The organism is Pseudomonas sp. PA-5-4B (assembly GCF_021606215.1).
GTDB classification, from domain to species: Bacteria; Pseudomonadota; Gammaproteobacteria; order Pseudomonadales; family Pseudomonadaceae; genus Aquipseudomonas; species Aquipseudomonas edaphica.
The window spans coordinates 36,723-48,454 of record NZ_WKDB01000052.1 but is presented as its reverse complement, the minus strand read 5'-3'; the positions used below and the strand labels follow the sequence as shown (position 1 = coordinate 48,454).

Below are 11,732 nucleotides of genomic sequence, written 5' to 3'. Positions count from 1 at the left end.
GGCTTGATGGGCGTTGAGCGAATACAGGTGGCAGGGCGCTCACCACCATTTCCAGCGGCCCTGTTTTTTCAGGGTGGCGATGATGTCTTCGCGCTTGAGGCGGATTTCGACCATCTTGTGGCGCAGTTCGCGGCAGCGGTTGCTGTTGAGGATCAGCAGGCCGGTCAGTGGGCTAAGCAGTGACATAGCGTAGAGAAAAAGCGGCGGGCGGTACGCAATTGCGGGTAGGGATATCAGCAAGCAAATTAAGTAAATACCGACACTGGTCCATACCGCGCGGATATGCCCATAGTTGACCTGAGCCTTGGAAAAAAACAGGACAAGGCCTGCTGCGATGCTGCCGAGAAAACAGATCTTAATTGCAAGGTCTTCCGGAAGTCTGGAGAGAAAGGTCAGCAACAGTAAGACGGCAGTCATTGCAATCGTGGAGCAGCCGGTAATTAGATCGGCGCCAATCACTAGCGCGTAGCGTCTCCTGAACGTTTGTGGGTTCTCAAAATAGAAGTATGCGTAAGCGCGATCCTCAGAGGTCAGGGCTTTGCGATCTTCATATATTTCATCCTTTTCGGATCCGCTAAGACCTTTTTTTGGTACATGCTTGCTCACTGGCTGACTTCCTCGTAGATACCAATAGCCCACGTCTTGATATTTCCTGGCATCGAGCTGCTCGCGAAACCCAGGGTTGCAGCCAAGGTGTCTTTTATGTGATTGGCGGTAGCAAGTTGCATTTCTGTGGCACTGATTCGTTTTGGTAATACGCCGGTGGCTTGTTTCACCTTGAGGATTTTTAGGGTTAATCGAGGATCACGAAGCCTGAGCAATTCATCATTCAGTCTCGCTCGTTCTTGCCGGTTCAGACCTTTGAGTACTTGTTTGAGAGGTTTGCCAGTGACTCTTGTTGCTGTGTTTATTGTTTTGATTGTGATCAAGGCAGAAGTGGCGACGCCAAGTAATGCAATGGCATCCAGCGTCGTAACAACGGCCTGATACCAGGTTTCGTTATCCAGAAGATCAAGGTATTGGGGCGCAAACGCTTCTACACTGGTTCGACCTAACCCGATGGCGCATTGGGTCATACTGGCAGCCAGAGCAGCCTTGCCGATAAACGTAATTACCGCGCTCGTCCCCGCCGTAAAGGGCATCAACATCACGCCACTGGTAATGACTACCCAACTCAGAATCGCCCCCGTACAGGTCACCGCCGTGCCAAGCGCTTCAGCCACCCATTCCGACTCTCGCGGCTCATGCTCCAACATCCGCTTGAACTCCACCGGCCCCACATGTTTCGGAGCCTCACGCAGCACGACCTTGATCGGCCGCACACTGCAAATCGCCTGAAACTCGCGCAGTACCACCACGTTAAACATGCCATCGATATACACCACGCCCGCGCCAATCAGTGCCGGGTCGCTATCGATGGTGAAGAACAACTTGCGCAGATCAATACTGCTTTCAATCCGCTGACGTGTGGTGCGGTGCGCCGAAGGGAATCCATCTCTGAGCAGGGAAGCCGTCATCCTTAACTCCTGTTTTTGCGGGAGTCGAGAGCCTAAAGATGAGGAGGTGGCGCTGAATGTCGGAAGGTTCGCCATTTAACGTCGGGTGCATCTCTAACTGCCCTCTGCGTCTTGCGCGCACCGCTGCGGCTGAGGAAAAGTGCGCCCCACGTCACTACCGACGCATACCAAGGCAAGGAGCAAACATGGCAGTCGATATGTTTTTGAAGCTGGGTGATATCAAGGGTGAATCAAGGGACCAGGCCCATCGCGACGAGATCGACATCACCCAATGGGCGTGGGGCATGTCGCAGTCGGGTTCGATGCACAGCGGTACGGGCGGCGGTGCGGGCAAGGTCAATATCGCCAACCTGAACCTGACCAAACCGCTTGATAAATCCAGCCCCAACCTGATGATGGCCTGCGCCAGCGGCAAGCATTACCCCGAGGCCAGGTTGGTGGTACGCAAGGCCGGCGGTGCGAGCCCGGTGGAGTATCTGGTGATTACCCTGAAGGAAGTCATGGTGGTGTCCTACAGCACGAATGCTGAAAGCAACACCGACGTCGTGCATGACAGCGTCGCCCTCAATTTCGCCAGCGTCGACGTCAGCTACCAGCCGCAGAAGGCCGACGGCGCCAAGGACGGCGGGCCGGTGAAGTTTGGCTGGAACATTCGGCAGAACATCAAAGCCTGAGCCCCAGCCAGCCTCCTATTCTTCCAACTGCAATGCCTGCTGTTTGAACCTGCGTTTTTGTTCAAACGGCAATTTCTCATCATCCCCATACGGCGCGCTGTACCAGTTGCCGTAACTCGGGTTTGGCAGCAGGAACCAGCGCTGCCCCAGCCAGCTCACATAGGGCTCCACCGCCTCGCGTTGGGCGGCGAGGGTGTTGTGTTCGGCCTGCACGAAATCACCCAGCGAGTCCCCGGCCATCAGCAATACGCGGGCATGGCTGGCGACCCACTGACGGCGACATGTCTTGCCGTAGCCGGCGCTTTCGCAATGGCCGATTGGCGTGCTGGCGGCCAGGACCTGCGTGTCACTGGTCACCGGAAAACCACGCAGGCGCAGGTTGGCGACAGTGGCCGCGACCTGGCTGTGTTCGCGGTTGGTGAGGTAGTAAACCTTGATGCCTTTTTGCTCGGCGGCTTGCAGGAAAGCCACTGCGCCCGGCAATGCCTGGGCCTTGGCCTGGTCGACCCAGGTGTTCCAGCGATCGTAGGAATAGATTTGATTGTTAATGATGTCGCGCGCGTTCAGCGGCACGTTGTCCAGCAGGGTTTCGTCGATATCCACCACCACCGCTGGAGGCAAGCCGTTCAGGTTGCGGGGTGGAAAGGGCAGGGCATCCCAGGTCGGGTCGGCCAGGGCCACGTCGAGTTGGCGGGTGGCGTTGGCGAACAGCTGGCGGTAGATCAACTCGTGCTCGATGGAGGTCTGGGTCCAGAGCACGGCGTCGAGTTGGTCGTTGGCCGGCGGGGTCTGCTGGCAGCCGGTCAGGGCGGTGGTCAGCAGGCAGACACTGGCGAAAATCAGGTGGCGCATGGGATGCCTCGGCGGTGGACGCGTGTGGGCAGCACCTTAGCCTAATCAGGCTATACATCAATCCCGAATGTTTTTTTGGGGGGGTAGGTGTACATATCCGTTGCTGCGGTAACGGCGGCCTATGGTTCCGCCCTTACGGCGGCTCACTTTTGCAAGGACCGGAATGCCGGCCCAGTCAAAAGTAAGCAAAAGGTCCTCGCCCCAACACTCGGTGCCTCGCTATGGCTCGGCATGCCCGCAATCCGCCAGTGATTTGGGGGGCCGCCGCGATGGGCCATCCTTGGCCCAGCGCGGCTAAACCGGCATCCCTGCCGGTTTACCCCCCAAATCCCTGTCAGATTCCGGCCATCGTGTTTGACGGGGCGATTTCAGATCAAGATCAAGATCAAGATCAAAAGCGCAGATCAAAAGACCGCTGACTTCGTCATCGAAAAGGATGTAAGGGCCGGAGCAACAGCGACAGCAACAACAGAGCCATACTCGGTCAAAGGTGGGAGCTGGCTTGCCTGCGATGGCATCAACTCGGTTTACCTGATACACCGAGGTGTCTGCATCGCAGGCAAGCCAGCTCCCACAGAAAAGCAGACGAGCCACCACCCCTCAAGGCCCACACACCAACGCCTGCCGCTCATAGTTCAACGCCTTGTTCTGCGGCGGTAGCGCATAGCTTGCACTGCAGCGCTGCTCGCCCCACTTGATGATCAGCGTGCCCTGATCCTGCTCCACCAGCGCCAGCGCATTCCCGTTCGGATCTGCAATCGCCAGTTGCTTACCTGCCGAGTCTTCCAGCGAAGCCCCGAACGACAATGGCTTGTGCTGCGCATCAAACAACTCGAACAACACCCGTCGCCCGGTGGTGCCGCTGTAACGCGCCACCACGATAGCGCCACGGCGCGGCACCAGTTGCTGGGTGGCGTTGGTGATCTCCACATCGCCGCCCAGGTCGCGGGTGTCCAGGCTGATCCAGTTCACCCGGTAAGGTTGCGCCGTGGGGATCACCGCATAGCCGTTGTAGCCGGTCTCGACGCCGCTGTAGCTGCCGATTTTAGCCCCCGAGATACCCGGCACTTCAGCCAGGGCGAAGGTTTCGCTGACGGTCTGCCCCAGGTTGATGCCGCCTGCGTGGGCAACCACGGAGCCAGCGAGGTTGAGGTTCTGCGAGTTATAGCCCTGGCCCTGGCTGTAACCCAGGCTCACATCCGCCATAGAGGTGCGGCTGTTGATATTCACCGAGCCGGAGTCGCCGCTGGTATCGCTATGGCCCGCCTGCACCGAATAGAAGGTGTCACTGGTATCGGCGACGTAACCGTTGATACCCGCTTGCGTGGTGGTGTCGCCGCGCTGATGGCTGGTAGTGACAAAGGCTCGCGGCGCACGGGCCTGGCTGCCCAGTGGGAATGAGACGGACAGGTTCACTTGGGTGTCGCTGCTGGGCTCACCATAGGTGACGATCTGCTGGGTGCGCGTCACGCCAAGGTTGTAGCTCAGGTCGCCCCAATTGCCGGTGTAGCCGGCGGACAAACTGCGCGAACCGCCACGGTTCCAGTAGCGCTGGTCACTGGCATTGACGTACAGGCTGCCGAACTGGCTGTTACGCCCCAGGCTCTGGTTGATGGTCAGGTCGGTACGGGTTTTCGAGTGGCCGGTGCGCACGCGCACGTCTTCACTGTTGTCTTCCACGTGGTCGGTGAGGGTGCGGTAGCCTTCGGTGGAGTAACGGTAGGCGGCCAGGGTGAAGTTGGTGTCGGTGCCGGCAAAGGTCTTCGCGTACAACGCCCGCACGCTGCTGCCCTGATGGGTTTGCCCGCGCGCTTTGCTGGACGAGTGCGTGGTATCCAGGGAGAAGGCGCCGAACGCAGTGTTCCTGCCAGCGCCGATCGACAGCGCGCTGTAGTCCTCGCTGGCTTGCAGGCCGACGATGCCGCTGAGGTTGCTGGTCAAGCCATATGCCAGCGTGCCGCTGAGAAAGCGTGGGCTCCCCAGGCCGTCGGCATTGCTCTTGAACGTGCCCGCCGAGAGGCTGTACTTGACCTGGCCTTCACGCACCATGATCGGCAAACTGGAAAACGCCTGCATCGTCACCCGCCGGCTGCCGTCGGCTTCGATCACGGTGATTTGCAAGTCGCCGTTGGAGCCGCTGGGGTAGATGTCGTTGATCTCGAACGGGCCGGGCGCGACGTTGGCGGTGTAGAGGATGTAGTCGTTCTGGCGGATCTCTACGGTCGCGTTGGTCTGCGCCACGCCACGAATCACCGGCGCGTAGCCGCGCTCGCTGTCGGCGCGCATGCCGTCGTCGGAGGCCAGTTTGAGGCCGCGATAGCGCACACTGTCGAACAGGTCGGTGTCGGAGAAAATCTCGCCGGCGCTGAACTGGCCCTTGATCGCGGTCACGTCGTGCTGCACGTAGGTGCGGTTGCTGGTGAAGGTGTTCGAGCGGTCGGTGCCGCTGCTCATGTTCGATTCGTTGCGCAGGCGCCAGGCGCCCAGGTTGATGCCGTTGCGCAGCCCGAGGTTATTGGCGATGCGGGTTTTATAGTCGCCGGCGGTGCGGCTGCTGTTGAGCTGGTAGTTGATGAACGCGGCCGGCACGCCGTCGTCCCACAGCTGCGGGTCGACATACCCGCGCAGGCCGCGCTGCATGGCCACTTGCGGAATACTTGCCAACAGGCGCAGGCGGCTGCTGTCGTAACGCACGCTGGCGTCTTCGATCATGTCCGCGAGGGCATAACACTCTTGCGGTTGCTGCGGGTCGAGTTTGCCTTCGGCCTGCAATCGGCCCATGTCGACGCCCAATTGCTTGAGCAGGTCGAGGGTCAGGCAGGCTTCGACCCGGCCGTTGTTCGGGTTGCGTTTGAAGTCGATATCACGCCGGCCCACCAGCACTTCGTTGCTGTACAGGTCGACCCGGTAATTGCCCGGCAGCACGCTGTTGGCTGAGAGTAGTTGCTGCAAATCGACTGGCGACTGCGAGCCCTGCAGGAACGTGGTGTTGAAGCTTTGCGCTGCGTCATCGGCCACCGCCCAGGTCGGCAGGCTGGCAGCCATCGCGAGCGACAGCGTCTTCAACTTCAGTACGCCACGTGCGGGCCTGTTGCTGGAAAGAAAAGACATGCGAAGACCTATGACATCCCTGATTGACGGACAGCCGGGCACGCAAACACGCACGCGAAGTGAGCCTGTGGTTTAGAGAAGCTACTTAGGGTTTGAGGCGCGATTCAGTCGCGTGCGCAGGTAGCGCAGCGCCGCTCGACAGGGGCGCGCTGTAGTGGTTCTGCGCGCCATAGTCATTGATGCTGGAAAACGACAGTTGCACCGGGCCGTTGGCGATGGCTGCTGCGATCGGGAACTGTTTTTGCTCGCCAGGCGCAATCATGGTGGAGTCGCTGGCCAGCACCGACTGTACTTTGATGTCGGCCATGGACACGTGATACAGCGTCGGGTTTTTCACCTGCAGCAGGGTCTGGCCGCCGTGTTTGGCCAGTGTCCATTCAAGTTGCGCAGGCGCTTGCAGCGCGCTGCCGGTAAGGCCGGCAGGGCGGTAAAAAATCTTGATGCGCTGGCGGATGGCCAACTGCAAGGTGTTCTCGGCGGCGCTGGCCTTGGGGATTTCCTGCACGTTGAGCCACACCACCGACTCGCGGTCCGTGGGCATGCCTTTGCCTTCGTACAGAATGCGCAGCAATTGTTGTTCCTTGGCGAATACCCGCGCCAATGGCGGGGTGACGGCAAACGGCGCGCGGCTGGCGCTGGCGTCGTTCATGTCGACCCAGGATTGAATCAACACATCCTGGTTGCCGTTGCGCACGGTGATATTGGCTTCCTTGTGGTCGCCATCAAACACGATGCGGGTGGCATTCAATGAAATGCTGGCGGCGGCCTGGGCAGCCATAAGCAAGCCCAGTAGCCCCAAGCATGCGGCGATAGAACGAGGCGGCATGAGGGTTATCCGGTGTAATCAAAAGACAATGGCGAGGCCGCAGGGCCTCGCGCGTTCGGTGCCTGGGGCGCCGAGTTATTCGTATTGCAGGATGAACGGCAGGGTGGCATCACCGCGACCGGCGGTGGACGAACCGGCGGCTGCGGTGGTGACGTAGGCGGCCGCGAAGCTCAGGGTGGCGTCGCCGCCAGTAGTGCCGGCGCCGTGCATGGTGCTTTCGATGCGCGCGGTGCTGGAAGAGCTGAGGTCGATCAGGCTGCCTTTGCTGTCGAGCAGGGCGATACCGACGTTTTGTGCAGTGGCCGAACCCGGGTTCAGGGCCAGGACTTTTTTGCCGGTGACCAGGCCCGAACCGCCGTTGTTGGCGTCAAAGATCATCGCGACTTTGGTGCCCTGGTTGCAGTTGACGTTCAGGTTGAAGTCTTTGGCGGTGACACGGCCTGCGGTTGGGTTTTCGGCGGTGCCCATGTCCTTGATCGACACGTTGCCCATGTCCACCGAAATGGTGCGGTCGGAGTTGGCGCCGTCGACCGAGCAGGCATCGTTGTTGATCACGCCGGTGAAGGTGATTTTACCGCTGCCGCCCAGGGTCGGCGTCGGTGCCGGGTCGACGGCAAATGCACTGCCGGAAGCGGCGATAATGGCCGAGGCGATAACAGCCAGGGAAAACTTCTTCATGATGATGTCCGTTAGTGTTAGTTGGAAAATGCTGTTGTTGAACTGCGAGAGGAGAATAAGCGGCGAGGGCAAGCGAGCGAATAAGACGATTCTTATAAGTCAGGGAACGGACGGTTTAGAGCGGTGCAAGGGCGTGTGAATACTCAGTAAATAAAGGGCGAAGCCATTGTTTTAAATGGCTTGCTAGTTGTCGGTTAGTTGAAAATGTTACGTGCCAGGCAATAAGCGAGCAGGTCCTGGTCACTGCTCACTTCAAGTTTGCGCATGGCCGAGATCTTTTGCGCGCTGATGGTCTTTGAACTGCGATTCTGGCTGCGCGCAATATCACTGACGCTCATGCCGGAAATAAATAAGCGCAAGATCTCGAACTCTTTGGGCGACAAACTGGTAAAGCGCTCGTCAATCGCCGTAAGGGTCTCGATCACCGAGGTTTTTGGCGGTTCCAGGCTGCGATAGGCGCTCTGCTGGGCGATCGCCTTGAGCGCCAATTGAATCTCGGTGTGCAACTGGCTTTTCTGGATGATGCCGACCACACCCAGCTCTTGCAGGCGGGTGAGGATCAGGTGGTTGGAAATCATCGTCAGGATCAGGATCTGCACCTGCGGAAAATGCCGCTTGAGGTACTCCACCAATTTGAGGCCGTCGCCGTAGGGCGAGTCGCCCGGCATGTTGTAGTCGGTGATCACAATGTCGGCGCCCTGGTGCTGCAACAGCGCGATCAGGCCGGCCGAGCACACGGCCTCGCCGACCACCTGGAAGCGTGTGTCGCGCTCCACCAACTCGCGAACACCCAGCAATACGATCGGGTGATCGTCCGCGATTACCACGTTGAATTTTTTCATAAAGGGCCGTCCGTAGTGCCAGTTCAAGTGAGTGAAGAGTGCCCGGGCTGGAGAGTTTCCAGAACGGCCGACAGACGCTGCATCACCGCCTTCACCTTGAGTTCAAGTGCCGTGTCGAGGCTGCCGCGGTTAAGTGCGCTTTCCAGTTCGATGCACGCTTGGGCCAGGTTCAGCGCCTGGACTGCGCCCAGGGCGCCGGCGACCGAATGCAGCAATTGGCCCAGGCCGTGGGCATCACGTTGCGTCAGGGCGGTATCGATACGCTGCAAGTCCTGCTGCACGCTGCTGATGAACAGCGGGCGCATCTTGTCCGACAGCTGCACGCTGTCGTCGCAGGACGCAGTGGCAGGCTCCGGCGCCGGCTTGACCTTGCACAGCTTGATCAACTGCCCGCGCAGGGTTTGCAGGCTTAACGGCTTGACGATCCAGGCGTTCATGCCCACCGCCAGGCAGCGCACGCCTTCCTCGCGCATGGCGTTGGCGGTCACGCCGATAATCGGCAGGTGCGGGTCATGCTCACGCAAGGTCCTGGCCAGTTCATAGCCATTCATCAACGGCATATTCACGTCGGTCAGCACCAGGTCAAACGCCTGGGGTTGCCACTGTTGCAGCGCCTGCTCGCCGTTGGCGGCCAGGCTCACCGAACAGCCGAGCGCTTCGAGCTGTTCCTTGATGATCGCCTGGTTGACCGGGTTGTCCTCGGCCACCAGGATGCGCAACCCCAACTGCCCGATGCTTTGTGGCCGGGCCGCTGCGGGTTGCTCATGCTTGCCGTGCTGCGCCAGGGACACGGTGCTGGCGATGCTGCGCACATCGTGCAGGTCGACCACCCAGCCTTGCGCCGTGTGCAGCGGCGGGCTGTGTGCGCCCGGCAGGCACAGCACGCGTTGGCCGCCCCATGGCTTGGCGGGCTCGCTGGGCAGCAGGTCCACCAGCACCGCGTGGCGGCTGTCTTTTTCCTGGGTGGTCGCCGCCAAGGCCGCTGCGATGCCTAGCCGATTGAGCCAGTCACTCATCGACTGCGCCAGTTCGCGCACCGGCGCCTGCACGTACACCGGCGTCGGGCTGGGTTCGATCAGCGGCAGGTTGGTCAGCGTGCCGCAGCACAGCGGCAGGCGCATTTTCAGGGTAAAGCTGCTGCCCAGCCCCGGCTCGCTGACCACCCGTATCTCACCGTCCATCATCTGCGCCAGCCAGCGGCAAATGGGCAGTCCCAGCCCGGCGCCGCCTTCGCTGGCGGTGTCCGGCGCCTGGTAAAACAGGTCGAACAGCTTGGCCTGCTGCGCTTCGGGAATGCCGACGCCGGAGTCGGTGACTTGCCATTCCAGGTCGACATGCTCAGCGTCCAACGCCATCACCCGGGCACGAATCACCACGCGCCCGATGTCGGTGAACTTGATCGCATTGCTCACCAGGTTATTGAGGATCTGGCGAATGCGCATCGGGTCGCCCATCAGGCAGTCCGGTAACTGCGGGTCGATGCAACTGTAGAGTTGCAGACCCTTGCGCTGGGCGAAAGCGGCGTAGGTATGCAAGGTGTCTTCGAGCATGTCCAGCGGGCAGAAGTCCACGGCTTCTATTGCCATTTGCCCGGACTCGATCTTCGACACATCCAGCACATCGCTGATCAGCTGGAACAGCGTGGCGGACGAACGTTGAATGGTGTGCAGGTAAGTCTTCTGATGCGGATCCAGATCGGTCAGGCCGAGCAATTCCAGGGTGCCGAGCACGCCATACAACGGGGTGCGGATCTCATGGCTCATGGTCGCCAGGAACAACGTCTTGGCCTCGTTGGCGGTATCGGCGGCGTGACGTGCCTCTTCCAGCGCCTGGGCGTCTTCGATGTGCCGGGTGATGTCGTTGAAGGCATACAGGCGCACGTCCTCGGCCTGATAACGGGTCGACACGAAGCCGATTTGCAGGTGCCGGCCTTCGATCTCCAAGTGGCTTTCGCCGTTCTCGACGCCGTCGTGTTGACCGGCCATGGCCGCCACCAGACGTGCGGTGCCCGGCCACTGCTGGGCGCGCTGGTTTTCGATCAGCACCTTGCCGTCGCTGCGCCGCACCACGCACAAACCGGTGGGCGCGGTGTCGATGATCACGCGGCTGAACGCCACGCTTTCGGCGATGCGTTCGTGGGCCAGGCGCGCCGGACTGATCACCTGGCGCCGGTACCAGCGGCTGCCGGCCCAGCCCAGGGTTATCAGGCTGACCAGCAGCAGCGCCAGGGTGCTCAATGGCCATAAGGCCGAGTGGAAGAAGTGCGAGTAGTTCAGGCCATAGACTGCGCTCCAGGGCCGGTCGCCAGCCTGGGTAATCTTGAATTCAAAGCCATGTGCCGTGAAGTGCACGCCATTGCTGAGCGACGGCTCGGTGGCTGGCCCTACCAAACGGGTGCCGTCGGGCGCAAACAAGGTGAAGCGATCAAACGCGGAGTGATCCAGCGCGCGCTGCACATCGTCGACCTGCGACAGGTCGAGCAGGGTGCCGATCACCGTCTGGCCCTGGCCGTCGAGTGACAGGCCAATGTAGGCCAGCAAGTGCTCGGGCTCCGGCCCTGCTTTCCAGTACACCCAATCCTGCTCCAGTACCTGTGGCGTCTGCGCAAGGCTTTGCTGCACAGCATTGACCAGCGCCACCTGGTTGCCGGTCTCTTCAGTGCTTTCGCGACGCTGATAGCCCACGGAGGGAATGGTGATGGTGTAGTGGGTCTGGCGATTGAACAGATAAGTTTGCGGTGCCTCGTACGGTGACGAAGACCAGAAGGCGCTGTAGTAGCTGGTCAGGTGCGCGCCCAGGGCAAAAATCGGTGGCCGGGCAGCTACGCCGACCTGCTGCTCATCGAACTTGACGTCGAACGGTACCGAAAACGAGTACTTCTGGCCTTCATATAACGTGCGGCGGTTCTCGACCATTCGGCTCTTGAGGCTGACCTGCACGCTGGTCGCCCGCAGCAATTCGGCCTGGATGCCTGGGTGCGTCAAGCTCTTGAGATAGGTTTGCTGCTCGCTGAGGTTTTCCATTAGCCGCGCAAAATGAAAGCGCGTTGCGCCATAACGGGTTTCGATCCCGCGTTGCAATGACCAGTAGTTGGTGAGGAGCAGCAGCAACGCGATTCCAATCAGCACCATCAGGCCTTTGTTCAAGCGTACGGAGCTGCGGGTAAAGGCTTCGAGTATCGCGTTGTTGTGCTTCATCAGGGGTTTCCGCAGGCGCAGGACAAATCGGCACT

The 11,732-nt window shown here is 60.3% G+C and carries 9 protein-coding genes; 1 reads left to right on the top strand and 8 read right to left on the bottom strand.

The window, feature by feature from the left end; genetic code table 11:
* Window positions 1-39: 39 nt before the first annotated feature.
* Together GIW28_RS22425 and GIW28_RS22420 are read right to left on the bottom strand one after the other, a co-directional pair.
* Window positions 40-606: a hypothetical protein gene (locus GIW28_RS22425; RefSeq protein ID WP_236447257.1), complete on the bottom strand. Its 567-nt coding sequence runs from the start codon at window positions 604-606 to the stop codon at window positions 40-42.
* On the bottom strand, window positions 603-1,517 hold the full coding sequence (locus tag GIW28_RS22420; RefSeq protein WP_236447256.1) for an NAD synthetase: 915 nt from the start codon (window positions 1,515-1,517) through the stop codon (window positions 603-605). The genes GIW28_RS22425 and GIW28_RS22420 overlap by 4 nt, the downstream gene beginning before the upstream one ends.
* Before the next feature lie 185 nt (window positions 1,518-1,702).
* Between GIW28_RS22420 and GIW28_RS22415 the strand changes: the two genes are divergently transcribed.
* On the top strand, window positions 1,703-2,191 hold the full coding sequence (locus GIW28_RS22415; RefSeq protein ID WP_099549950.1) for an Hcp family type VI secretion system effector: 489 nt from the start codon (window positions 1,703-1,705) through the stop codon (window positions 2,189-2,191).
* A gap of 15 nt (window positions 2,192-2,206) precedes the next feature.
* Here the strand turns inward: GIW28_RS22415 and GIW28_RS22410 are convergent, their stop codons facing one another.
* The 6 genes from GIW28_RS22410 to GIW28_RS22385 form a co-directional block, all read right to left on the bottom strand.
* A complete protein-coding gene (locus tag GIW28_RS22410; protein WP_236447255.1) occupies window positions 2,207-3,043 on the bottom strand; it encodes a 5'-nucleotidase, lipoprotein e(P4) family in 837 nt (278 codons plus the stop codon).
* 600 nt (window positions 3,044-3,643) lie between these two features.
* Complete coding sequence (locus GIW28_RS22405; protein WP_236447254.1) at window positions 3,644-6,154, bottom strand: fimbria/pilus outer membrane usher protein; 2,511 nt, start codon at window positions 6,152-6,154, stop codon at window positions 3,644-3,646.
* A gap of 85 nt (window positions 6,155-6,239) precedes the next feature.
* Window positions 6,240-6,980, bottom strand: a complete 741-nt coding sequence (locus GIW28_RS22400; protein WP_017139591.1) for a fimbrial biogenesis chaperone — start codon at window positions 6,978-6,980, stop codon at window positions 6,240-6,242.
* A gap of 75 nt (window positions 6,981-7,055) precedes the next feature.
* The gene (locus GIW28_RS22395; protein ID WP_017139590.1) at window positions 7,056-7,658 is read right to left on the bottom strand and encodes a fimbrial protein; all 603 of its coding nucleotides are present in this window, start codon (window positions 7,656-7,658) and stop codon (window positions 7,056-7,058) included.
* A 194-nt stretch (window positions 7,659-7,852) separates the two neighbouring features.
* Window positions 7,853-8,500, bottom strand: coding sequence for a response regulator (locus GIW28_RS22390; RefSeq protein ID WP_099549954.1), 648 nt, complete (start codon window positions 8,498-8,500; stop codon window positions 7,853-7,855).
* Between the two features lie 23 nt (window positions 8,501-8,523).
* Window positions 8,524-11,697 carry a hybrid sensor histidine kinase/response regulator gene (locus tag GIW28_RS22385; RefSeq protein WP_236447253.1) on the bottom strand — a complete coding sequence of 1,058 codons (3,174 nt, stop codon included), beginning with the start codon at window positions 11,695-11,697 and terminating at the stop codon, window positions 8,524-8,526.
* Window positions 11,698-11,732 lie beyond the last annotated feature (35 nt).